This window comes from Rhodanobacter sp. PCA2, from assembly GCF_013620825.1.
In the GTDB taxonomy this organism is placed as follows: Bacteria; Pseudomonadota; Gammaproteobacteria; order Xanthomonadales; family Rhodanobacteraceae; genus Rhodanobacter_A.
Map to the genome: position 1 here is coordinate 65,031 of NZ_NJIC01000049.1, position 23,497 is coordinate 88,527.

Annotated in this window: 17 protein-coding genes; 9 read left to right on the forward strand and 8 right to left on the reverse strand. The window is 70.1% G+C overall.

Annotated features, from left to right (window positions below; all coding sequences use genetic code 11):
• Positions 1-41 precede the first annotated feature (41 nt).
• The 5 genes from nadE to asnB are packed head-to-tail and all read right to left on the reverse strand — an operon-like array spanning position 42 to position 6,730.
• Complete coding sequence (nadE, locus tag PCA_RS17710; protein ID WP_255436915.1) at positions 42-2,033, reverse strand: NAD(+) synthase; 1,992 nt, start codon at positions 2,031-2,033, stop codon at positions 42-44.
• A 16-nt stretch (positions 2,034-2,049) separates the two neighbouring features.
• Positions 2,050-2,937: a HemK/PrmC family methyltransferase gene (locus PCA_RS15650; RefSeq protein ID WP_181303540.1), complete on the reverse strand. Its 888-nt coding sequence runs from the start codon at positions 2,935-2,937 to the stop codon at positions 2,050-2,052.
• Positions 2,938-2,946: 9 nt separating this feature from the next.
• A complete protein-coding gene (locus tag PCA_RS15655) occupies positions 2,947-4,512 on the reverse strand; it encodes a class I adenylate-forming enzyme family protein (RefSeq protein WP_181303541.1) in 1,566 nt (521 codons plus the stop codon).
• Complete coding sequence (locus PCA_RS15660; RefSeq protein ID WP_181303542.1) at positions 4,509-4,775, reverse strand: acyl carrier protein; 267 nt, start codon at positions 4,773-4,775, stop codon at positions 4,509-4,511. Before PCA_RS15660 ends, PCA_RS15655 begins: the two co-directional genes overlap by 4 nt.
• 20 nt (positions 4,776-4,795) lie before the next feature.
• Positions 4,796-6,730 carry an asparagine synthase (glutamine-hydrolyzing) gene (gene asnB, locus PCA_RS15665; protein WP_181303543.1) on the reverse strand — a complete coding sequence of 645 codons (1,935 nt, stop codon included), beginning with the start codon at positions 6,728-6,730 and terminating at the stop codon, positions 4,796-4,798.
• Between the two features lie 520 nt (positions 6,731-7,250).
• On the opposite strand from asnB, the gene PCA_RS15670 reads away from it, so the two are divergent.
• From PCA_RS15670 to PCA_RS15685, 4 genes are all read left to right on the forward strand, one after another.
• Positions 7,251-8,291 (forward strand): polysaccharide deacetylase family protein, encoded by a 1,041-nt coding sequence (locus PCA_RS15670; RefSeq protein WP_181303544.1) that lies wholly within the window; start codon positions 7,251-7,253, stop codon positions 8,289-8,291.
• 162 nt (positions 8,292-8,453) lie between these two features.
• Positions 8,454-9,383: a 4-hydroxybenzoate octaprenyltransferase gene (gene ubiA / locus PCA_RS15675; RefSeq protein ID WP_343204484.1), complete on the forward strand. Its 930-nt coding sequence runs from the start codon at positions 8,454-8,456 to the stop codon at positions 9,381-9,383.
• 313 nt (positions 9,384-9,696) lie between these two features.
• Positions 9,697-12,228: a TonB-dependent receptor gene (locus PCA_RS15680; RefSeq protein ID WP_181303546.1), complete on the forward strand. Its 2,532-nt coding sequence runs from the start codon at positions 9,697-9,699 to the stop codon at positions 12,226-12,228.
• A gap of 13 nt (positions 12,229-12,241) precedes the next feature.
• Positions 12,242-13,777, forward strand: a complete 1,536-nt coding sequence (locus PCA_RS15685; protein WP_181303547.1) for a CehA/McbA family metallohydrolase — start codon at positions 12,242-12,244, stop codon at positions 13,775-13,777.
• On the opposite strand, the gene PCA_RS15690 is transcribed toward PCA_RS15685, so the two are convergent.
• A complete protein-coding gene (locus PCA_RS15690) occupies positions 13,774-14,502 on the reverse strand; it encodes a ComF family protein (RefSeq protein ID WP_255436916.1) in 729 nt (242 codons plus the stop codon). The genes PCA_RS15685 and PCA_RS15690 overlap by 4 nt on opposite strands.
• Positions 14,503-14,635: 133 nt before the next feature.
• Between PCA_RS15690 and bioB the strand changes: the two genes are divergently transcribed.
• The 5 genes from bioB to bioC all read left to right on the forward strand — a co-directional run bounded on the left by bioB (position 14,636) and on the right by bioC (position 19,637).
• Positions 14,636-15,679 carry a biotin synthase BioB gene (gene bioB / locus PCA_RS15695; RefSeq protein WP_181303548.1) on the forward strand — a complete coding sequence of 348 codons (1,044 nt, stop codon included), beginning with the start codon at positions 14,636-14,638 and terminating at the stop codon, positions 15,677-15,679.
• Positions 15,680-15,862: 183 nt separating this feature from the next.
• Positions 15,863-17,056, forward strand: a complete 1,194-nt coding sequence (bioF, locus tag PCA_RS15700) for an 8-amino-7-oxononanoate synthase (protein WP_181303549.1) — start codon at positions 15,863-15,865, stop codon at positions 17,054-17,056.
• Between the two features lie 28 nt (positions 17,057-17,084).
• Complete coding sequence (locus PCA_RS15705; protein WP_181303550.1) at positions 17,085-17,993, forward strand: sulfurtransferase; 909 nt, start codon at positions 17,085-17,087, stop codon at positions 17,991-17,993.
• A complete protein-coding gene (gene bioH / locus PCA_RS15710) occupies positions 17,990-18,763 on the forward strand; it encodes a pimeloyl-ACP methyl ester esterase BioH (protein WP_181303551.1) in 774 nt (257 codons plus the stop codon). The genes PCA_RS15705 and bioH overlap by 4 nt, the downstream gene beginning before the upstream one ends.
• Positions 18,756-19,637 (forward strand): malonyl-ACP O-methyltransferase BioC, encoded by an 882-nt coding sequence (bioC, locus tag PCA_RS15715; RefSeq protein ID WP_181303552.1) that lies wholly within the window; start codon positions 18,756-18,758, stop codon positions 19,635-19,637. Before bioH ends, bioC begins: the two co-directional genes overlap by 8 nt.
• Before the next feature lie 891 nt (positions 19,638-20,528).
• Here bioC and rhtA read toward each other — a convergent pair.
• Both rhtA and PCA_RS15725 read right to left on the reverse strand, forming a co-directional pair.
• Positions 20,529-21,410 (reverse strand): threonine/homoserine exporter RhtA, encoded by an 882-nt coding sequence (gene rhtA, locus PCA_RS15720; RefSeq protein ID WP_343204486.1) that lies wholly within the window; start codon positions 21,408-21,410, stop codon positions 20,529-20,531.
• Between the two features lie 105 nt (positions 21,411-21,515).
• A complete protein-coding gene (locus PCA_RS15725) occupies positions 21,516-23,132 on the reverse strand; it encodes an alpha-glucosidase family protein (protein ID WP_181303554.1) in 1,617 nt (538 codons plus the stop codon).
• Between the last annotated feature and the right edge of the window lie 365 nt (positions 23,133-23,497).

Sequence of the window (23,497 nt, forward strand, 5' to 3'; positions counted from 1 at the left end):
CCTAGACTGCCGTCTTCAATGCAGCCCACTTGACCAGCAACCTACTCATCCTCATCCCCCGCCGTCAGATACCACTCCTTCCCGAATTCGGCCGGCGCCTGACCTTCACCCAGCCACTTGCCCACCACCGGCTGGCTGTCGCGGAGGACGAAGCCGGCGCGTCGCCAGCCGGCGAGGCGTTCGGGAGAGGTGGCGTGTTCCAGCGAGATCGAGGTGTGGCCGTCGCGGCTGGCGGCGCGGACCAGGGCCAGCACCAGCACGGCGTCGATGCCGGCGGCGCCCTGCTCGCACCAGTAGTCGCACACGCGCAGCACGCCGCCCACGGCCTGGCAGGCGAACCAGGCGCGCAGCGGGCCGTTCGCGCCGTCGGCGAGCAGCAGGTAGCGCGCGCCGGTGAACGGCGCCTCGTCGAAACGCCAGCGCAACATGGTGGCGTCGCGCACGCCCAGCAGCCCCTGTCCGTGCGGCGCGGTCTGCCACAGCGTTTCCATGCGCGAGTCGACCTGGGCGCACCAGGTGGCGACCATGCGCGGGGCGGCCAGCAGGCGCAGGCGGTCGCGCAGCGCGAACCCCGCGTCGATCGCGGCGCCCGCCGGCTGCGCCAGCCAGCGCGGCAGCTTGCGCTGCAGGTAGCCGGCGTGGCGCAGCACGCGGGAATGGCGCGACATCTCGCCCAGCACGGCATAGCCCAGGCGCTTCACCACCGGCAGCGACTTGCGGTTGGGGAAGCCGTAGACGAAGTCGAAGCGGCCCGCCGCGGCCGCCAGCAGCGACTCCTGCAGCATCATCGCCGGGCCCAGGGTGCGATGGCGCGCATCCACCGCCATGTCGGCGAGCAGGCCGGCGCGGAGTTCGCCGCCGTGCCACAGCATGCGCCGCGGCGCCACGCTGCAGCTGCCGACCACGGCGCCTTCGTGGCGCAGCAGCTGCAGCAGGGGCTTGCCGAACGGACCGCGCAGGTAGAACCAGTCGAGCTTGCCGGCGTGCCGGGCGGGATCGCCCAGGTTGTCGCGCCACAGCGCCAGCACCGCGTCGCGATCGCGCGGCAGTTCCGCGGTTTCCGTGCGATAGCCGGGCGCGGGGTCGCCGTTCACGGCGGCGGCTCCGCGGCGACCTCCGCATCCAGCAGCAGCGGCGCCAGGTGCAGGTAGCGCGTGCTGCGCCGCTTGTTGCGGATGTCGGCATAGACCGCTTCGGCGGCTGCCTTCCAGCGCCCACAGCGCCAGGTCCATCTTCGCCCAGGGCAGCGCGAAGTAGAACTCGTCCTGGCCCTGGGCGAGGCTGTAGGTGTCGGTGGTGGGCGCGGCGGTAGCCACGCAGTCGGGCAGGCCCAGGTGTTTCGCCATGCCGTAGACCTGGGTCTTGTACAGGTGCGCGATGGGCTTGACGTCGGCGGAGCCGTCGCCGTTCTTCACGAAGAAGCCCTGGTCGTACTCCAGCCGGTTGGGCGTGCCCACCACGGCGTAGTTGAGGCGGTCGGCGTGGTAGTACTCCAGCGTCTTGCGCACACGCTGCTTGAAGTTGGTGGCGGCGACGATCTGCAGGTATTCGGGTAGCGGCAGGGTGCATTCGTGGCGCGTGCCGTCCGGCGATTCGGCGATCAGCCGGAAGTGGTTGATCGCGCCTTCGCTGCCGCCAGCGATCGCGATCTTCATGCGCCAGTCGTCGCGGTACTCGGGCAGCACGCGGCGCACCGCCTCGTCGCGCGCGGCGTAGCAGCCGATGGCGGCGAGCGTGGGCGCGATGTCCACGGTTTCCGCCCGCACGCCGAGGTGCTCGGCGAGGACCAGCGCGTTGCGCGCACTGGCGGAGGCCGAATCGCGCTCGGGCAGGATCAGCGCGAACACCCGCTGCGCGCCCACGGCCTGCACCGCGAGCGCGATGCACACCGAGCTGTCCACGCCGCCGGAAATCGCCACCACCAGGCCGCGCTTGTGCAGCTCGCGGGCGGTGGCCTCGCGCAGGCGCGCGGCGATGCGCGCGACCTCGGCGGCGTAGTCGAGGGCAAACACGTCCGGGGTCAGTGCGCTCATGTCCGTGGCTCCTTGCTCAGGCGCGGCGGGCGAGGATCGCCCGCAGGTCGCCGCGTTCGTCGACCAGCGCCCGCACCTCATCGTAGTGCGGATCGCGCAGCAGGCGCCGCTGCATCGCCGGGCCCTGGCCCAGCCCCACCTCGACGCCCAGCCAGCCGCCCGCGCGCAGCAGGCGCGGCGATTCTTCCAGCAGGCGCAGCAGGATGCTGACGCCCAGCGGGCCGCCGTCGAACGCGAGCCGCGGCTCGTGGTTGGAGATCTCCGCCGCCATCTGCGGCACCTTCGCGCTGAGGATGTACGGCGGCGAGCAGACCACCAGATCGACGGTGCCGTCGAACTCCGCGGCGAACGGCGCCAGCAGGTCGCCGCAGCGCAGCTGCACCTGCGCCAGGCCCAGGTGCCCGCGGTTGCGCGCGGCCAGCGCGAGCGCCTCGGCGCTGAGGTCGGCGCCATGCACTTCGGCGTCCGGCACGCGGTCGGCGATCGCGAACGCGAGGTTGCCGGAGCCGGTGCAGACGTCGACGACCCGTGCGGGGTGGCGCGCCTCCGCCGACTGCAGCAGCTCCACGCAGGCATGCGCCAGCAACTCGGTTTCCACGCGGGGGATCAGGGCTTCGGGACCGGCGAGCAGTTCCAGGCCCATGAAGCAGCCGCGGCCGGTGAGATGGGCCAGCGGTTCGCCGGCAAGGCGGCGCTCCACCAGCTGCACGAGCGCGCGCCGCGCCGTCTCGTCGGCCAGCGGCGGCAGCGCACCCGCATTCGCGGCGACCGCCGAGCGCGGCTGGCCCACCGCGGCGAACCACAGCGCGCGCAAGGTGTTGTCGGCGTTCTCCCGGGGTTTGTCGGGCAGTATCCGCAACGTGGCGGCGAGGCGTTCGAGCAGGCTGTCGTACAAGGTATCCATCGCATTCCTTCAGGCCGGGGGATGTTCGAGCAGCGCCTTGCGGCTGACCTTGCCGGTGGCGGTGCGGGGCAGGTCCGCGCACGGCACGATCTGCTGCGGCACCATGAAGCTTTCCAGCCGCCGCATGCACTGCGCGCGGATCTGGCCGACGTCGAGCGCGGCACCCGGCTCCAGCACCACATAGGCGCGGATCGCCTCGCCCAGCAGCTCGTCCGGCACGCCCACCACCACCGCCTCGCGGATGCCGTCGATGGCGTGCAGCACGTTCTCCACTTCCACCGGGCTCACCTTCTCGCCACGGGTCTTGATGATGTCGTCGCTGCGGCCCACGAAGTAGAGGAAGCCTTCCGCGTCCATGCGGAACCAGTCGTGCGTGCACAGCACGCGCTCGCCGGGCAGCGGTCCGGGCCGGAGCATCTGCGCGGAAAGATCGGGACGGTTCCAGTAACCGAGCATCACGTGCGGCCCGCGCACGTGCAGGATGCCGGATTCGCCCGGCGCCACCGGCTCGCCCGCGGGCGAGCGCAGGTAGACCTCGGTGCCGGGGATCGCCTTGCCCACCGAACCGGGTTTGGCTTCCAGCAGCTCGGGTTCCAGGTAGCACACGCGCTTGCATTCGGTGAGGCCGTACATCTTGTAGATGAGCGCGTTCGGGAAGATCTCGCGCAGCTTCAGCGCCTGCTCGTCGGGCAGCGCGGCGGCGGTGTTGGTGACGCGCGTGATGCCCGGGAAGCACAGCGGCTCGCGCCGGTGCGCGGACAGCAGCATCGCGAAGATGGTGGGCACGCCGGGGAACACGGTGACGTCGAACGCCTGCATGCGTGCGAACACCTGGGCGGGGAAGGCGAAGGAGCGCTCCAGCACCAGGGTGGCGCCGAGCTGCACCGTCATCAGCCACTGGTAAAGGCCGTAGTCGAAGGCCAGCGGCAGCGCGCACAGGATGCGTTCGTCCGGGCCGAGCCGCAGGTATTCGATCAGGCTGCCGGCCGCGAACAGCATGGACTGGTGGGTCTGCATCACGCCCTTGGGCTGACCGGTGCTGCCCGAGGTGTAGATCAGCGCAGCGAGGTCGGTCGCGATCGCCGGAACGCGTTCGCGCAGCGGTTCGCCGGCGGCGAGCACGGCGTCGAACGCCTCGACGGCCAAGCCTGCGGGCAAGACGCCGGAAGCGATCACGCGCAGTGCGGGGCGGTCCGGCAGCAACGGCGCGAACTCCTGCGCGATGTGGCCGTCGCTGAGCAGCACGCGCGCGCCGCTGTCGTCGAGGATGAAGCCGAGCTTGTCCGACTTGGTCAGGGGATTGACGAGCAGGAACGCACCGCCTGCCAGCAGCACGGCGAAGATCGACACCACGCATGGCCAGGTGTTGTCCATGTAGATCGCCACGCGGTCGCCGCGTACCACGCCGCGCTGCCGCAACGCGCAGGCGAGGCGGCTCGCGGCGTCGAGCAGTTCGCCGTAGCTGTGCGGCCGGCCTTCCGCCACCACCGCGATGCGCTGCGCCTGCACCAGGTCGGCGCCGTGTTCCAGCAGCGCGTCGTGCAGCAGGCGGCGTGGCGCGCAGCCGGTTTTCACGCCGGGCTCCGCGCGCGCTCGACGAAGGCGGTGATCGCGTTCACCGAGTCGAAGTTCTGCGGCAGCATCTCGCTGGCCTTGACCTGCAGCCCGAAGTTCTCCTCCAGGAACAGCACCAGTTCCAGCACGCCGGTGGAGTCGATGATGCCGCGATCCAGCAGCGAGGCGTCGTCGGGCAAGTCGTTCGGGTCGCTGCTGAACAGCAGGTTCTCGAGGATGTAGCTGCGGACGCTGCTGCGCACGCCGGTGGCGTCGTTGGACATCGATGGCTCCGTTGCGGTTGTCATGCGGCGGCCTGCCGCACGAAGTGTTCGTGGACCAGCATGGTGGAAAGGATGCCGACGAAGGCCTGGTTGTCGGCGAAGCCGATCGCGCGTCCGCGCCGGCATTTCTCGAACAGCCGGCCCACCGCGGGCGCGTCGAACCAGCCGGCGGCGCGAATGCGCGCCTCGCCCATCAGCTCGGCCACGTAGTCCAGCGGTTCGCCGTCGACGAAGAAGCTGGACTGGTCGGGCGCGCGGTAGGGCTGCTTGGTGCGCGTGCGGATGGCCTCGGGCAACAGCCCGTGCAGCGCGCGGCGCAGCAGGTACTTCTCGGTCATGCCGCGGATCTTCCAGTGCTCGGGCAGCGCGTTCGCGAACTCGATCACGCGGTGGTCCAGGAACGGGAAGCGTCCCTCCACCGAATGCGCCATCGCCGGGCGGTCGCCCTGCGCCGGCAGCAGGTAGGCCGCCAGCAGGCTCTTGGCCTCGACGTACTGGTCGCGCGCCAGCGGGCCCCAGCGGCGGGTCGCCGGCGGCAGGCGTTCCTCGTACCAGTCCAGCGCGTTCCAGTCGGCGAGGCCGGCGCGCAGCTCGGGCGCGAGGAAGCGCAGCGCGTGCTGCGAACTGGTCCAGCGCGGCACGTGCGCGAACACCGGCCGCGCCAGGTGCTCCATGCCGCGGCCGAAGAAGGATTGCGCCAGCGCCGCGTGCTGCACCGGCGAGTTCTCCAGATAGCCGTACAGGCGCCCGAGCAGGGCGGGCCGGAAGCGCGAACCGGGCTGGCGCGCCCAGAAGCGGCGCACCTTGGCCTCCTTGAACAAGTCGTAGCCGCCGAACACCTCGTCGGCGCCCTCGCCGGTGAGCACCACCTTGTAGCCCGCCTCCCGCACCTGCCGCGCCAGCAGCATCAGCGGCGCGCCGGCGGTGCGCAGCACCGGCGTCTCGACCTGGCGCACGAAGGCGGGGAACGCCTCGCCGATCGCGCGGCGGCTGCAACGCAGCACGGTGTGGTCGGTGCCCAGGTGGCGCACCATCGCGGCCTGCTCCGCGCTCTCGTCGAACTCGGCCTCGTCGAACGCGATGGAGAAGGTGCGCACGTTGCGCTGGCCCAGCGCGCACATCAGCGCCACCGTGGCCGAGGAATCCAGCCCGCCGCTGAGGTAGGCGCCCAGCGGCACGTCGGCCTGCAGGCGCAGGCGCACCGCATCGGACAGCAGTTCGCGCAGCTCCTCCGCGGCCTGCTCCACCGAGGTCCGGCGCGGCGCGCCGGGCTCGGGAAAGCTCCAGTCCCAGTAGCAGGCCAGCGACTCGCAGCCGTCGTCCTCCACCGCCAGCAGGTGCCCCGGCGGCAGGCTTTCGATGCCCGCGAACACGCTGCCGGGTTCGACCGGGCCCCAGTAGGTCAGCGTCTGCGCGAGGCTGGCGGGGTCGAGCTGCGCGTGCCCGGGCAAGGCCGCCAGCAGCGCCTTGATCTCCGAGCCGAACCACAGCCGCCCCGCGACGCGCGCGAGGAACAGCGGCCGCACGCCGCAGCGGTCGCGCGCCAGCAGCAGGCGACGCCGCGCGGCGTCCCACAGCGCGATCGCGAAATCGCCGTTGAGGTGTTCCACGAAGCGGTCGCCGTGCTCCTCGTACAGGTGCACGATGACTTCGGTGTCCGACTGCGTGGCGAAGCGGTGGCCGCGCCGCTCCAGCTCCGTGCGCAGCGTGCGGTAGTTGAAGATCTCGCCGTTGAACACCGTCCACACGTCGCCGCGCTCGTTGGCGATCGGCTGCGCGCCGGTGGCGAGGTCGATCACCGCCAGCCGCGCATGCGCGAGCCCGGCGCCGCCGTCGACGTGGAAGCCGTAGCCGTCGGGGCCGCGGTGGTGCAGGGTGCGGATCATCCGCTCCAGCGTGCGGCGCGCCGTGTCGGGCGCGTCCGGGGTACCGAAGAAGCCGGCAATCCCGCACATCGCCGCGGCCGGGTCAGCAGCGCAGGCCGGGCAAGGCGCCGGCATGCGTGGGCGGTGGATACGGCGGCCCCGTGCGCCTGGCCCGGGGGCCGCGCAGCACGGCGCCGGGCCGCTGGTCCCGATCCGTGCGCCGGTCTATGCAGTCCGTCTCGCGGTCCACCGCATCCTCCCCCATATCCCCAGGCCAGCTCCTCTGGCGCGGCGGCCTTGCGCAGTATATAAGGACCGCATGATGTTGTGACTCAGTTCGCACTTCGGCATCAAGCATGACCTTCGGCACAGGCGTGATCGCATACGGACCGCGGTCGCGCAAGCCCAGGGGATGGGGAGCGTCAGCAGCGCCCACCGGAGGCCACCGCCACCCGGATGGCCCGCCGCTGCGCCGCGGAGGGTACGGGGGGATGAACGGCACCGACATTTTCAGGGATGCGCCCAGGGGTGGCCCGCGGCGCGTGCCGACGCGTGGGCGGAGTTCGTCCCCGTGGTGAGCCGGTCGGAATGGAATGAACTCCACCCCGGCATGCGCGTGCGCCTGGGCGGCCTGTGCCAGCGCAGCGGACTGCTGCGCCTGCTGCACCGCACGCGCGGCTGGGTGCGCCGCGACCTGCGCGTGCTGGCCTACCACCGCGTGCTGAGCGTGGCCGACCCGGACCGCTTCGATTTCGACCTGGACCTGGTCAGCACATCGGTGGACGGATTCCGCCGCCAGATGCAGTTGCTCGGGCGCCGCTTCCACCCCATGTCGCTGGGCCAGGTGGTGGCGGCGCTGGAGGCGGGCCAGCAGCTGCCGGCCCAGGCCGTGGTGGTGACCTTCGACGACGGCTACGACGACAACCACCGGTTCGCCTTCCCCATCCTGCGCGAGCTGGGCATACCGGCCACGTTCTTCGTGTCCACCGGCCACATCGACAGCGGCCTGCCCTATGCCTACGACTGGCTGGTGCACATGATCCTGTGCACGCAGGCGCGCGAACTGGCGATCCCCGCGCTGGGCCTGGCGGAACCGCTGCCGATCGAGCGCCGGGCGCGTCGCCTGCTGGCGCAACGGGTGCTGGATCGCCTGAAGGCGCTGGACGTCGCGGCCCAGGAAGCCTGCATCGCGCGGCTGGAAGCCGCCTGGGGGATGCCACGCGTCGCCGGCCATCCGGATTGCCGGCCGATGGGCTGGGCGCAGTTGCGCGAGATGCACGCGGCCGGCTTCGAGATCGGCTCGCACGGCGTGCACCACCGCATGCTGGCGAAGCTGCCGCGCGAGGAACTGGAGGCGGAGCTGCGCGAATCCAGGACCGCGCTGGAACGCGAGCTGGGCACGCCGGCCACGACGATCTCCTACCCGGTGGGCGGCGTGGGCGCGTTCGACGACGAGGTGGTGCGCGCGACGCGCGATGCCGGCTACCAGGCGGCGTGCAGCTACATCTGCGGCACCAACCCGCTGCGCGCGATCAACCGCTACGCGCTGTACCGGCTGCCGGTCGAACGCCACATGGACGCGAACTGGTTCACCGCCATGCTGACCCTGCCGGAACTGGTGGGCTACCCGTCCTCGAACCGGGAAGGCTGACCGCGCCGCCCGCGGGCGACGGGCAAATTCCGCACTGGATCGCACGAGCCCGGCACCGGCCCACGCTAGACTGCGCCGATGGCTCCTCCACCCCGCAAGCGCCAGCGACGCAAACCCGCCGCCCCTGCACCGACCCGCGCCAAAAAGGCGCCGGCGCCCGTCGTGCAACCGGCCGACAGCTCCGCGCGCGCCAGCAGCGTGCTGGACTGGCTGCTGGCGCGGCTGCCGCCCCGCTACCGCGAGAAGACGCGCGACTACCTCGTGCTCACCCGCATGGACCGCCCGATCGGCGCCCTGCTGCTGCTGTGGCCGACATGGTGGGCGCTGTGGCTGGCCGCGGGCGACTGGCCGCCGCTGAAGCCGCTGGCGATCTTCACGCTCGGCGTGTTCGCGATGCGCGCGGCGGGTTGCGCGATCAACGACTACGCCGACCGCAAGCTGGACCCGCAGGTGGCGCGCACGGCCGGGCGGCCTATCGCCAGCGGGCGGGTGACGCCGCGCGAAGCCCTGGTGGTGTTCGGCGTGCTGCTGGCGTTCGCCTTCGTGCTGGTGCTGTTCACCAACCGGCTCACCATCGAACTCTCCTTCGCCGGCGCCGCGCTGGCGGCGATCTACCCGTTCACCAAGCGCTGGACCTACCTGCCGCAGGTGGTGCTGGGCGCGGCGTTCGGCTGGTCCATCCCGATGGCGTTCGCCGCGGTGGCGGGCACGGTGCCGCCGCTGGGCTGGCTGCTGTTCATCGCGAACATCCTGTGGTCGCTGGTCTACGACACCGAGTACGCGATGGTGGACCGCGACGACGACCTCAAGGTGGGCGCGAAGTCCACCGCGATCCTGTTCGGCGACGCCGACCTGCCCATCATCGGCATCCTGATGGCCACGCTGCTGCTGGCGATGGTGTTCGTGGGCCAGCGCGCGCATCTGGGCTGGCCGTACTGGCTGGCGCTGCTCGCCTGCGCCGGTCTGTTCGCATACCAGCTCTGGATGATCCGCACGCGCGAGCGCGGCCCCTGCCTCGCCGCCTTCCGCCACAACAACTGGTGGGGACTGGTGCTGTGGATGGGCATCGCGCTGGCGCTGGCGGTGAAGTGAGCGCAGGCCGTCCCCGCGCCATGCCGTAGGCGCGGCATCCGGCGGCTTCGCCGGACGCGCGGGGCGCGGCGTCGCACGCCGCGTTCTTCCGTGACTGCGGTCACGCGCGCACGCGATGTCGGACATTCGTCATCCACGGTGCGCTGCAGTGTCATGGCGCACGCCTAACTTTCCCGAGGTCGGAGCCTGTGCCCGGGTCAGGGAGCTGCCACACCGGCGCCGGGTGCGATTCCGCCGGAATCCGTGCGGTGTCGGGTGCATTGCCGATGGTCGCGCACATGGCTTCGTCGATCCCTACTCCGGAGTCACGACGATGCGCACCACCCCGATAAGCCAGGCCCTGCTGGGCATCCTGCTTTGCACAGCCGCGCCACACCTGCTTGCCCAGGACACCAGCGGCACCGCCGCTTCCCGCGACCAGAACGACCAGGCAGCGCCCGAGCGCGCCAGGAACCTCGACACGGTGGTGGTCACCGGCCGCTCCGGCGTGGAGACGCGCACCAAGGCCGAAGCCAGCTACTCCATCACCACCATCGACGAGGACCGCCTGCGCATGCAGGCGCCGACCTCGGTGACCGATGCGCTGAAATCGGTGCCGGGCTTCTGGGTGGAATCCTCCGGCGGCGTGGCCAGCGGCAACATCCGCGCGCGCGGCATCCCGGTGGACGGCTTCGGCTCGGTCAACCTGCTGGAAGACGGCCTGCCGGTGCAGCACGATCCCGCGCTCGGTTACCTCAACGCCGACCAGGCGTTCCGGCTGGACGAGACGATCGACCGCATCGAAGTGGTGCGCGGCGGTCCGTCGTCGGTGTTCTATTCCAACGCGCCGGCCGGCGCGATCAACTTCATCCCGCGCCAGGTCGGCGACATGGCCGAAGGCATCGCCAAGTTCGAGGTGGGCGACTACGGCCTGACCCGCGGCGACTTCTGGTACGGCACGCCGTTGTCCAATGGCTGGAAGCTCAGCGCCGGCGGCTTCTACCGCACCGACAGCGGCATCCGCCAGCCGGGCTTCAACGCGGACGACGGCGGCCAGATCCGCCTCTCGCTGTCGAAGGATTTCGACAAGGGCCGCTTCAGCGTCGACTACAAGCACATGGACGACAAGGCGATGCTGTTCCTCGGCATCCCGATGACCCGCTACTCCGGCGGCAAGCTGCGCGCGGTGCCGGGCTTCGACGGCAACTACGGCACGCTGGCCGGCCCGGATACCGAGCACGTGCTGATGAAGCGGGCCGACGGCAGCACCTACGATTTCGACAACACCCAGGGCACGCACGTGAAGCGCGACCAGCTCACGGTGAAGTTCGACTACGAATTCGCCGGCGGCTGGAAGTTCTCCGACGGCATGCGCTTCAGCAAGACCGACACGCAACGCAACGGCCTGTTCCCGAACTCGGTTTCCGGCGCCGGCACCTTCCTTTCCAACTTCATGAAACAGAACGCGAAGTGGCTGCCGGCCGGCACGGCCGGATTGCAGCTGCGCTACGTCGACAATCCCTCGCAGGTGTTCGACAACCAGGGCCAGAACGGCAACGGCCTGGTGGTGAACGCCGGCCTGCGCGGCGTGACGATGCCGCTGAGCGAGTTCATCAACGATGCGCGGCTGATGCAGAAGTTCGACTTCGGCGGCCAGACGCACGACGTCACCCTTGGCTACTACTTCGCGCACTTCAACCAGGGCTTCAGCCGCTACTCGTCCAGCGCGCTCATCGACGTGCAGGACAATGCCAGGCTGCTCAACCTGGTGGCGGTGAACGCGGCTGGCCAGCCGATCGGGAACATCACCGAGAACGGCATCTACAACTACGGCTACGAATGGGCCGATTCGCGCGGCGGCTCCACCACCAACGCGGTCTACCTCTCCGACGAATGGCAGGCGACCGACCAGCTGCGCATCGACGGCGGCCTGCGCTGGGAAAACGTGCACCTGGGCGGCAGCACGCAGCTGCCGACCAAGGTGAACCAGGGCGCGTTCACCACCTCGCAGATGCTCACCGGCAGCGGCACCTACGTGCCCTACGACGTCAGCTACGACAAGCTCGGCTGGACGCTGGGCGCGAACTGGCAGTTCGACCAGCGGCAAGGCCTCTTCGCGCGCTGGACGTCCACCTTCCGCCTGCCCAACCTCGGCACCTACATCGGCGCCTCCAGCGCGCCGATCAACCCGCCCATCGTCCAGACCATGGACCTGGGCGAGGTGGGCTACAAGTATTCCTCGCGCCAGCTGGAGTTCTACGCCACCGGCTTCTACACCAAGTACGACAACGTCGGCTTCAGCAACTACGTCTACAACGCGATCACCGGCGCCTCCACCAACCAGCAGGGTTATGCCGGCACCAGGACATACGGCCTGGAGCTGGACAGCACCTGGTACCCCGTCGACTGGTTCGACGTGCAGGCCACCGCCACGCTGGAAAACCCCAAGTACCAGAACCTGCGCTACACCCAGCTGGTGGCCGGCCAGCCGGTGCTGATCGACTACGTCGGCAACCAGCTGATCCGCGTGCCCAAGGTGAGCTACCGCATCGTGCCGGGGCTGAACCTGTTCGACCACCGCCTGCGCCTGCAGCTTGCCTACGAGTACGAAGGGAAGCGCTATGTCGACACGGCCAACTCGGTGGTGCTGCCGTCCTACAAGATGCTGAGCGCCAGCGCGCGTTGGCAGGTGTCGCCGATGACCTCGCTGTTCTTCTACGCCGACAACATCACCAACTCGCAGGGCCTGACCGAAGGCAACCCGCGTGCCGGCGAACTGAACAGCGCGGACGTGGGCGCATCCACCTTCATCGCGCGGCCGATACTCGGCCGCACCTATCGTGCGGCCATCATGTACCGCTTCTGACGAGGCCGATCCGATGACTCTTGCACGGATGCGCATTGCCGCCCTGCTGCTCCTTGCCCTGCTCGCCCTGCCCGCGTTCGCGCGGGCAGGCGACGCGGGCAGGGAAGCGCCGAACCTGGTGCTGCAGGGCGACCTCGACGGCAAGGACAACCAGACCTTCCGCATGCTGCCGTTCGACGTGCCGGCCGGCACCGCACGCATCACCGTGCAGTTCGACTACAGCGGCCACGACAGCGATCACACCACCATCGACCTCGGCATGCTCGGGCCGGACGGCTTCCACGGCCAGGACGGCTTCCGCGGCTGGAGCGGCGGCGCGCGCAAGCTGTTCACCATCGCCACCACCGACGCCTCGCCCGGTTACCTGCCGGGAACGATCCGTCCGGGGCGCTGGCAACTCATGCTGGGCATACCGAACATCCGCGCCGGCAGCCATTCGCACTACGTCGCGAAGATCTGGTTCAGCGGCGCCGACGCACCGGCGTGGGAACCGGCCGTGCTGAACCCGCCGCTGCGCAGCGTAGCCGGCTGGTACCGCGGCGACCTGCACATGCATACCGCCCACAGCGACGCCAGCTGCCCCAGCCAGTCCGGCAAGCGCGTGCCCTGCCCGCTGTTCCTCACCGTGGAAGCGGCGGTGCGGCGCGGCCTGGACTTCATCGCGATCACCGACCACAACACCGTGTCGCACGCCGAGGCGATGCGCGAGCTGCAACCCTACTTCGACCGCCTGCTGCTGATCCCCGGCCGCGAAGTCACCACCTTCAGCGGCCACGCCAACCTCTGGGGCAGCACCGCGCCGGTGGATTTCCGCATCGACGGCACGCAGGTGAAGGACTGGAATGCGCTGCTCGACGCCGTCGCGCCGCTGCACGCGCTGATCTCGATCAACCACCCGCGCCTGCCCGACGGGGAGATCTGCATGGGCTGCGGCTGGATCGCCAAGCCGCCGGTGGACATGGCGCGCGTGCAGGCGGTCGAGGTGGTCAACGGCGAGGACACCGGCACGCCGGTGACCGGCCTGCCGTTCTGGACCGCGGCGCTGGCCGAGGGATTCCGGCCCACCGCGGTGGGCGGCAGCGACAACCACGACGCCACGCTCACGGCCTCGAAATTCGGCGCCAGCATGGTCGGGCGGCCCACCACCGTGGTGCACGCCGATGCGCTGTCGATGCCGGCGATCCTCGACGGCATCCGCGCCGGCCACGTGTTCGTGGACGTGGCCGGCAGCGGCGACCGCTTGCTGGAATGCAACGCGCAGAGCGGCGGCCGGCACGCGGCGATGGGCGATACACTGCAGGCAAGCGCCGGCCAGCGCGTGGACATCCACGTGCACGCCGCCCACGTGGCCGGCATGCACCTGCTCGCCCTGCTCGACGAAAAGCCCTTGCCGCAGGGCGCCGACCGCGTGCTCGCCGGCGACGACGCGCGGGAGGACTACACGTGGACCGGCGACGGCCAGCGCCACTGGCTGCGCTTCGAGGTGCGCGATGCGCAAGGCGGCCTGCTGCTGATCGGCAACCCGATCTACATCAACCCGCGTCGCTAGCCGCGCGGCGAGGGCGCCCGCGCCAGCGCCCACACGTCCACGCGCTGCGCTCCCGCGCGGCGCAGCAGGCGCGCGCATTCGGCCAGGGTGGCGCCGGTGGTGAACACGTCGTCCAGCACGGCCACGTGCGGCGGGCAGGCGAAGCCTTGCCGGACGGCGAAGGCGCCGCGCACGTTGCGGCGGCGCGTGGGCGCATCCAGTTCGGTCTGCGCGGCGGTCGCGCGTGTCCGATGCAGGACGCTGCGGTCCAGCTTCACGCCCCATGCCTTCGCCAATGACCACGCCAGTTCAAGCGCCTGGTTGTAGCCACGGCTGCGCAGGCGCCCCACGTGCAGCGGCACCGGCAGCAGCAGGTCGGGCATGGGCAGCGGCATCGCCTCGCGTTGCCACAGCGTGGCCAAGGCGCGGCCGGCGGCGAGATCGCGGCCGAACTTGAAGCGCGACTCCAGCCGGTCCAGCGGCCAGCCGTAGCGGAACGGCGCCCACGCCGCCTCCCACGGCGGCGCGCGGCGCAGGCATTCGCCGCACATCGCAGCAGGCACGGCCAAGGGCAGGGCACAGCGTGCGCAGCAACTGCGGTTGCGCGGCAGCTCGGCGGCGCAGGCCGCGCACAGGTCGACGCCGTTCTCACCGGGCGCGCCGCACAGCAGGCAGCGCAGCGGCAGCAGCACGTCATGCAGTCCCTGCCAAACTTGGTGCAGCACCGCCCTGCCGATCATCGCCATGCACATCCCTTGCTGGTCGGGTCGATGGTAGCGGCAGCCCGACAGGCGCGCCGTCAACCTAGATACCCGTGCGCACAGTTGACGGCTGCGGCCGCGCTGCCCACACTCGCCGCCTCTGCCAGCGAGCCGCCCCATGCCCGAAGCCCTCATCCGCCACGACTGGACCCGCGACGAAGTCGCCGCGCTGTTCGCGCTGCCGTTCAACGAACTGCTGCACCGCGCGCACGGCATCCATCGCGAACACCACGACCCGAACGCGGTGCAGGTGTCCACCCTGCTCTCGATCAAGACCGGCGGCTGCCCCGAGGATTGCGCCTATTGCCCGCAGGCCGCGCGCTACGACACCGGCGTGCAGGCGCAGAAGCTGATGGAAGTCGACGCCGTGCTGGCGCGCGCGAAAGCCGCCAAGGCCGCCGGCGCCAGCCGTTTCTGCATGGGCGCGGCGTGGCGCGGGCCGAAGGACCGCGATATCCCCAAGGTCGCCGAGATCGTGCGCGCGGTGAAGGACCTCGGCCTGGAAACCTGCGCCACCCTGGGCCTGCTCGGCGACGGCCACGCGCAGCAGCTCAAGGACGCCGGCCTCGACTACTACAACCACAACATCGACACCGCGCCGGAGTTCTACGGCGAGATCATCCACACCCGCGAATACCAGGACCGCCTGCGCACGCTGGAACAGGTGCGCGACGCCGGCCTCAAGACCTGCTGCGGCGGCATCGTCGGCATGGGCGAGACGCGCGCGCAGCGCGCGGGCCTGCTGCAGGCGCTGGCCAACCTGCCCGAGCACCCGCACTCGGTGCCGATCAACCAGCTCGTGCCGGTGCCGGGCACGCCGCTGGGCAACGCGGAAACGCTGGACCCGTTCGAGTTCGTGCGCGCCATCGCGGTGGCGCGCATCCTGATGCCGCTGTCCATCGTGCGCCTGTCCGCCGGCCGCCAGCAGATGGACGATGCGGTGCAGGCGCTGTGCTTCCACGCCGGCGCTGGCTCGATCTTCTACGGCGAGAAACTGCTCACCACCGGCAACCCCGACACCGAGCACGACCGCGCCCTGTTCCGCCGCCTCGACCTGCACGCGATGGAGGTGGTGGAGGAAGCGGGCACGGTGCATGCGGACATCATGGAAGCCGCGCCGGCAAGTTGCGGGCACGGATGCGGGTGTGGCGTGGCGGCATGAGCTTTTCCTTGCCCCGACCTCGTCATCCCAGCAAAAGCCGGACAAGCGCTTCGCGTGCAGAACGCCCGAAGGGCGGCCCCAAAGGGGCGAGCGAAGCGAGTCATCCAGTGTCGTATTCGCTGCCTGATAGAGGCACTGGATTCCGGCTTTCGCCGGAATGACATCCGAGAGCACGCCAACTCCATGCCCCGCACCGACCTGCTCGAACGCCTGACCATCCAGACGTCCGAACGCGAACACGTGAAACTGCTGCGGCGCCTGCGCGTGATCGACCACGCGGAAGGCCCGTGGCTGGAAAGCGACGGCCGCCGCCTGCTCGGCTTCTGCAGCAACGACTACCTCGGGCTCGCGCAACACCCGCAGCTGATCGCCGCCCTCAAGCGCGCCGCCGACGACGAAGGCGTGGGCAGCGGCTCGGCGCACCTGATCTGCGGCCATCGCCGCGAGCATGCGCAACTCGAAGAGGCGCTGGCCGAGTGGACCGGGCGCGAACGCGCGCTGCTGTTTTCCACCGGCTACATGGCCAACCTCGGCGCGATGCAGGCCCTGCTCGCGCGCGGCGACCTCTGCGTGCAGGACAAGCTCAACCACGCCTGCCTGCTGGACGGCGCGCAACTGGCCGGCGCCGAGCTGAAGCGTTATCCGCATGCCGATGTCGAAGCCGCCGCGCGCCAGTTGGCGACACGACCGGATGCCGCCGCGCTGCTCGCCACCGACGGCGTCTTCAGCATGGACGGCGACGTGGCGCCGCTCGCCGATCTGGCCGCACTGTGCACACGCGAGCACGCCACGCTGATGGTGGACGACGCGCACGGGCTTGGCGTGCTGGGCGCCGACGGCGCCGGCAGCGTGGCGGCGGCGGGCCTGGGCCAGCGCGAAGTGCCGGTGCTGATGGCCACGCTGGGCAAGGCGCTGGGTTGCAGCGGCGCCTTCGTGGCCGGCCCGGCTGCGCTGGTCGAGGGCCTGCTGCAGTTCGCGCGGCCCTACGTCTACACCACCGCGATGCCGCCCGCGCTGGCCGCCGCGGCCTGCACCGCCGTGGAGATCGCACGCCGCGAGGGCTGGCGTCGCGAAAGACTGCATGCGCTGATCGCCCGCTTCCGCAGCGGCGCAGTGCAGCTCGGCCTGCCGCTGATGGATACGCCCAGCGCGATCCAGCCCCTGCTGCTGGGCGATGCGCAGGCCGCGCTCGATGCCGCGCAACGGCTGGAACAACGCGGCCTGCTGGTCGGCGCGATCCGCCCGCCCACGGTGCCGCAAGGCCAGGCGCGGCTGCGCATCACGCTCTCGGCGGCGCACGAGGACGAGCACGTGGACCGCCTGCTGGACGCGCTGGCCGGTCTGCCGCATGGGTCGCCTCCGGGGCGCCACGTATAATGCCCCGCTGCTCCTCGCCTTTCCCTCCATGAACATCGTCAACCTGGCCGCCTACCGCTTCGTCTCGCTGGACGACTTGCCCTCGCTGCGCGAGCGCGTGCTCGAACGCGCCGAAGCGCTGGCGCTGAAGGGCACCGTGCTGCTGGCGCCGGAAGGCATCAACCTGTTCCTCGCCGGTCCGCGCGAGGCGGTGGATGCGTTCATGGCGTGGCTGCGCGCGGATGCGCGTTTCGCCGGACTGGAAGCGAAGGAGTCGATCTCCGGCGACGTGCCCTTCGGCCGCCTGCGGGTGCGGCTGAAGAAGGAAATCATCACCATGCACATGCCGGCGATCCGCCCCGAAGGCGGCCGCGCACCGGCGGTGGATGCGCCCACGCTGAAGCGCTGGCTCGACCAGGGCCACGACGACGAAGGCCGCGACGTGGTGATGCTGGACACGCGCAACGACTACGAGACCGACGTCGGCAGGTTCGCGCACGCGGTCGACTACCGCCTCGCCAGCTTCACCGCCTTCCCCGCCGCGGTGGCCGCCGACCGCGCGCGCTTCGCGGACAAGACCGTGGTGTCGTACTGCACCGGCGGCATCCGCTGCGAGAAGGCCGCACTGCACATGCAGGAACTCGGCATCGAGTGCGTGCGCCAGCTCGAAGGCGGCATCCTGAAATATCTGGAACTCACCGACGGCGCGCACTGGCAAGGCGACTGCTTCGTGTTCGACGGGCGCGGCGCCGTGGGCTCCAACTTGCTCCCTGCAAGCGAACTCCCTCTCCCCTCCGGGGAGAGGGCCGGGGCGAGGGGACATGCTTGCGATGAACCTTCATCAAAACCAGCGCTGGGCGACACCTGCGCGAGCACCCGCCCCTCACCTCAATCCTCTCCCCGGAGGGGAGAGGAGGCGAACGCAACAAGCGCTTCATTTGATTGGAGCGGGGCGTGAAGCTCTTCATCGAACAAGCCGGCCACGGTCTCGTTCCGTTGGTGCTGCTGCACGGCTGGGCCATGCACGGCGGCGTGCTCGCGCCGCTGGTGGAAGCCCTGGCCGACCGTTGCACGATGCACGTGGTGGATCTTCCGGGCCATGGCGGATCGCGCGACTGCGGCCTGCCGCTGGAGCCCTCCGCCTGCGCTGCGGCGATCGCCGCCGCCACGCCGCCGGCGATCTGGCTGGGCTGGTCGCTGGGCGGGCTGATCGCGCTCACCGCCGCGCTGGAACATCCGCAGCAGGTGCGCGGCCTCGCGATGCTGTGCGCCACGCCGAAGTTCGCGCGCGACGAAAGCTGGCCCTGGGGCAGCGATGCCACCCTGGTGCACCAGCTCGCGCTGGACCTGGAAGTCGATTACCACGCCACCATCGAGCGCTTCCTCGCGCTGGAGGCGATGGGCAGCCCCGATCCGCGCGCCGAATTGCGCCGCCTGCGCGAACTTGCTTTCGCGCGCGGCGAACCGGATCTGCGCGTGCTGCAGGAGGGCATCCGCATCCTCGAAACCCGCGACCTGCGCGCGCGACTGCCCGGACTGCGCCAGCAGAACGCGTGGATCGCCGGACGCCGCGACCGGCTGGTGCCGCCGCAGGCGATGGAATGGTCGGCGCAGCAGGCGCATGGCCGCTTCGTGCAGATCGAGCGCGCCGGCCACGCGCCGTTCTTCACACACGCCGACGACGTGGCGCAGGCGCTGCAGCCTCTGCTGGACAGCTTCCATGAGTGAGTTCCACCTCGACCGCGACCGCGTGCGTCGCAACTTCGGCCGCGCCGCGCGCAGCTACGAACGGCACGACGCCTTGCAGCGCGAAGTGCAGCAATCGCTGCTGGACCGGCTGGGCTTCTACCTGGAAACGCCCGCGCGCGTGCTCGACGTGGGCGCCGGCACCGGCCGCGGCACCGCGCTGCTGAAGCAGCGCTACGCCAAGTCCGAGGTGATCGCGGTCGACCTCGCGCTGCCGATGCTGCGCGAGGCGAAGGCGCACAGCGGCTGGCTCAAGCCGTTCCGCCGCGTCTGCGCCGAAGCCACCGCGCTGCCGTTTCCCGACCACAGCGTGGACGTGCTGCACTCCAACCTGTGCTTCCAGTGGGTCGACGACCTCGTCGCGCTGTTCGGCGAATGCTGCCGCGTGCTGAAACCCGGCGGCCTGCTCGCGTTCTCCACCTTCGGCCCCGACACGCTGAAGGAACTGCGCGCCGCCTGGGCCGCGGTGGACGGCCACTCCCACGTCAGCCGCTTCCTCGACATGCACGACATCGGCGACGCGATGATCAACGCCGGCCTGCGCGACCCGGTGCTGGACGTGGAACGCTACACGCTCACCTACAGCGAACCACGCAAGCTGCTCGAAGAACTGCGCGGCCTCGGCGCCACCCACGCCGACGCCGCCCGCGAACGCCACCTCACCGGCAAATCCCACTACCGCGCCATGCTCGCCGCCTACGAGGCGATGCGCGTGGACGGCCGCATCCCCGCCACCTGGGAAGTGGTGACCGCACACGCGTGGGGGCCTCCGCCGGGACAGTCGCGGCGCCTGCCGGGCGGCGGCGAGGTGGCAAGTTTTTCGCTCAGCAGTTTGCGGGGGTCGCGGCGGCGTTGAGAGGTTGCTTCGCTGTGTGATTTGGTTTGTCGCTGGGTATATCGAGTTGTCGTGATCGACTTGGAATGGATGTGAGCGACAAAGCGGTTTCGTGCGCCTGTCGGCGCCCGAGTTACTTCTCCTTTGCTTGTCCAAAGGAGAAGTAACCAAGAGGAAACGACACCCCGATGGCGCGCCCTCCAGGCATCCTGCCTTCCGGGTGCGCGGGCGGGTTACGGGGTTTTCCGACGGCACCTCCGTGTGCCGGCGGAAAACTGGCTCGCATCCATGCGAGCCATCCTGCGGACTTTCCTTCACCCACCCGCCGCGCCATAGGGGCCCCGATAGAGCAGCGCGCTCCCGGCGCGCAGAAGCGACAGCAGGGCACAGCCAGAGCACAGCCAGAGCCAAGGACGGTCTGATTAATCGACTACCTGCTCGTCATTCCTGCGAAAGCAGGAATCCAGTGCCTTGGTGTTCCGTGGATTAGAGGCACTGGATCCCAGCCTTCGCTGGGATGACGAGCAAAATCAAAAGCGAAGCGCCGCACGCTCGCGGTGCTTCGCTTTGGCCATTGCCGTTGCTTTTGCCTCTGGCGCGCACGATGCGCGCCTGCTTTTCCGGGGCCCCTGGGCGGCGGTGAGGTGGGGACGACAAGGCCGCGCAGCGGGCGTTGCCAAGGATGGCAACGCCTTTTCGCGCGGGCAGGAGCCCGCTCGAAAAGCCCGGCCACACCTCACGCACTTTCCGTCCATGGATGGACGGAAAGCGACAACCGGGGTGGCCTTTCTCTTTGGTTACTTTCTCTTTGGCCACGCAAAGAGAAAGTAACTCGGGCGCCCACAGGGCGCTCGAAACCGCTCCAAATCTACAAAACCGCGCCAGCAACAATCAGCGCCAGCACACAAACACTCAGTTGACCAACGGCTCCACCACCGGCCGCCGCACACTCACCGCCGTCCCCGCCGCCGCCACGATGATCGCCACGATCGCCAACCACTGCAGCAGGCTGAGATGCTCCCCCAGCAACGCCACGCCAACCAAAGCCGCAATGGCCGGCTCCAGGCTCAGCAACGTGCCGAAGCTGCGCGTGGGCAGGCGCGTCAGCGCGATCATCTCCAGCGAATACGGCAGCGCGGAACTGAGCACGGCCACGCCCAGCGCGAACGGCAGCAAGGCCGGATTGAACAGCGCGCTGCCTGCATGCGCCACGCCGACCGGTATCGCCACCAGCGCCGCGATCGAGGTGCCCCAGGTCACCGCGTCGCCGCCATGCTCGGCTCCGGCGCGCTGGCCGAGCACGATGTAGCAGGCCCAGCCCACGCCGGCGGCCAGCGCGTACATCACGCCGACCGGATCGAGCGCATGCGCCTGCCCGCGCAAGGGCAACAGCAGGAGCAGACCCGCGACCACCAGCGCGATCCAGACGAAATCCTGCAGGCGGCGCGAGCCGAACAGGGCCAGCGCGAGCGGCCCGGTGAATTCCAGCGCCACCGCGATGCCCAGCGGGACCGTGCGCAGCGACATGTAGAACACCAGGTTCATCGCGCCGATCGCCAGGCCGTAGCCCCACAGTGCGCGCAGGTCGCGGCCGCGCTGCCACCTGCGCCACGGCCGCCGCACCAGCAGCAGGATCAGGGCGCCGAGGCCCAGCCGGCAGGCGGTGGCGCCTTGCGCGCCGACGGCGGGAAACAGCTGCTTGGCCAGCGCGGCGCCGAGCTGGTACGAACTCATGGCGATCAGCAGCGTGGCTACCGCGAACAGCACGGAGGCACGGGAGGTGGACGCAGGCACGGGAAGCAACCACACGGGGGCGGTTCGCCATGATGCCTGCGCGTGCGCGCAAAACCCATCCCGCGCGTGCATTGCTGCCGACAGTGGCCGGCAGCAGCGACGCGCTCAGCGCATGCGCGCGAACAGGCTGCCGTTGGCCGGCAACTGCAGGCGCCCGTACTCCAGCGTGCCCGTCACGAGTCCGTGGCCTTGCAGCGCTTGCCATTCCCCCGGCAACGGCAATGCAAGCTCCACTGCCGCGGCGGAGAGGTTGAACACGACCAGCACGCTTTCATCGCCCAGCTCGCGCACGAAGGCCAGCACCGGCTCGGCCGTGTCGAGGAAGCGGATGCTGCCGTGGCGCAGCGCGGATTGCCCGCGACGCCAGTCGAGGAAGCGACGGTAGCCGCTGAGCGCGGAGGCGGGATCGCGCTGCTGGCGCGCCGCGTTCAGCGCGCGATGCTCGGGCGGCACCGGCAGCCACGGCGTGGCGCTGCTGAAGCCGGCATGCTCGCCGTCGTCCCACGGCATCGGCGTGCGGCAGCCGTCGCGGCCCTTGAACTCCGGCCAGAACGCGATGCCGTAGGGATCGCGCAGTGCCTCGTAAGGCAGTTCGACCTCGGTAAGGCCCAGTTCCTCGCCCTGGTACACGCAGACCGAACCGCGCAGCGAACACACCAGCGCGGTGAGCTGGTTCGCCATCGCGGCCGAGCCATGGCCGTTGCCCCAGCGGCTGAGCACGCGCTCCACGTCGTGGTTGGAGATCGCCCAGCACGGCCAGCCTTCGGTCATCTTCGCTTCCTGCGCGCGCACGGTGTCGCGGATGTAGGCGGCGCTGAAATCGTCGGTGAGCAGCTCGAAGCTGTAGCCCATGTGCAGGCGGTGGCCGCTGGTGTATTCGGCCATCGTGGCCAGCGAATCCTCCGAGGAGATCTCGCCCAGCGCGGTGCTGCCGGGGTAGCGGTCCATCAACGCGCGCAGGTCCTGCAGGAACGCGAGGTTCTCCGGGCGCGTGTTGTTGTACCAGTGGTACTGGAACGCGTAGGGGTTGTCCGCGCTGAAACCGCGGCCGGTGCGCGCGGCCTTGGGCTTGGGCGGGTTGTCGCGCAGCAGCGCGTCGTGGAAGCAGAAGTTGATCGAATCCAGCCGGAAGCCGTCCACGCCGCGATCCAGCCAGAAGCGCAGGTCGTCCAGCACCGCCGCGCGTACTTCGGGGCGGTGGAAATCGAGGTCGGGCTGCGCGGCGAGGAAGTTGTGCAGGTAGTACTGGCCGCGCCGCGGCTCCCATTGCCAGGCGCTGCCGCCGAACAGCGACAGCCAGTTGTTCGGCGGGCCGCCGTCTTCGCGCGCATCGGCCCACACGTACCAGTCGGCCTTCGGGTTGTCGCGGCTCTGCCGGCTTTCCTTGAACCACTCGTGCTCGGTCGAGGTGTGGCTCAGCACCTGGTCGATCATCACCTTCAGGCCGAGCCGGTGCGCCTTCGCAAGCAGCGCGTCGAAGTCGGCGAGCGTGCCGAACAGCGGGTCGACGTCGCGCGGATCGGCGATGTCGTAGCCGAAGTCCGCCATCGGCGAACGGAAGAACGGCGCGACCCAGATCGCGTCCACGCCCAGCCCGGCCACGTAGTCGAGCCGCTCGATGATGCCGGGAAGATCGCCCACGCCGTCGCCGTCCGTGTCGAGGAAGCTGCGCGGGTAGATCTGGTAGATGACGGCGCCGCGCCACCACGGTGTATCGGTCATTGCTGGGCCCCATGACGTGGAGCAAGCGGCTTTCCGGACCGCCTGTCTTCGGAACGGCGGACAGCTTAGTGGCAGCACGGGCCGATCCCGCACTGTGCTGCATACGTATTCATGGATGCTGCGGTCGCGTCATGCGCCTGCAACAAATGGACGTCCAAACGGAATGCGCGCCGAGGTCACCGTCGCGCGCCGATGCGGACGCATCGCGGCTTCGCGCCCCACGTGGCGGCTCGCGCCAGTGGACCCGTCGAGGTTGTGTTGCACCGCAACGAAGGCATCTCCACCGCGCCATGAATACGTATGCACGGATCGTTCACGCCGAAAACACCGCCCTACCATGCGGTCACGCGACGGGAGCATGGGCG

What these genes read in the sequence shown, in the direction of transcription:
- bioF (WP_181303549.1), top strand. Translation starts at nt 15,863, where the DNA reads ATGCCCCGCACCGACCTGCTCGAACGCCTGACCATCCAGACGTCCGAA.
- PCA_RS15685 (WP_181303547.1), top strand. Translation starts at nt 12,242, where the DNA reads ATGACTCTTGCACGGATGCGCATTGCCGCCCTGCTGCTCCTTGCCCTG.
- bioC (WP_181303552.1), top strand. Translation starts at nt 18,756, where the DNA reads ATGAGTGAGTTCCACCTCGACCGCGACCGCGTGCGTCGCAACTTCGGC.
- nadE (WP_255436915.1), bottom strand. Translation starts at nt 2,033, where the DNA reads ATGAGCGCACTGACCCCGGACGTGTTTGCCCTCGACTACGCCGCCGAG.
- PCA_RS15650 (WP_181303540.1), bottom strand. Translation starts at nt 2,937, where the DNA reads ATGGATACCTTGTACGACAGCCTGCTCGAACGCCTCGCCGCCACGTTG.
- PCA_RS15705 (WP_181303550.1), top strand. Translation starts at nt 17,085, where the DNA reads ATGAACATCGTCAACCTGGCCGCCTACCGCTTCGTCTCGCTGGACGAC.
- asnB (WP_181303543.1), bottom strand. Translation starts at nt 6,730, where the DNA reads ATGTGCGGGATTGCCGGCTTCTTCGGTACCCCGGACGCGCCCGACACG.
- PCA_RS15660 (WP_181303542.1), bottom strand. Translation starts at nt 4,775, where the DNA reads ATGTCCAACGACGCCACCGGCGTGCGCAGCAGCGTCCGCAGCTACATC.
- PCA_RS15670 (WP_181303544.1), top strand. Translation starts at nt 7,251, where the DNA reads ATGCGCGTGCGCCTGGGCGGCCTGTGCCAGCGCAGCGGACTGCTGCGC.
- PCA_RS15680 (WP_181303546.1), top strand. Translation starts at nt 9,697, where the DNA reads ATGCGCACCACCCCGATAAGCCAGGCCCTGCTGGGCATCCTGCTTTGC.
- PCA_RS15725 (WP_181303554.1), bottom strand. Translation starts at nt 23,132, where the DNA reads ATGACCGATACACCGTGGTGGCGCGGCGCCGTCATCTACCAGATCTAC.
- bioB (WP_181303548.1), top strand. Translation starts at nt 14,636, where the DNA reads ATGCCCGAAGCCCTCATCCGCCACGACTGGACCCGCGACGAAGTCGCC.
- PCA_RS15690 (WP_255436916.1), bottom strand. Translation starts at nt 14,502, where the DNA reads ATGGCGATGATCGGCAGGGCGGTGCTGCACCAAGTTTGGCAGGGACTG.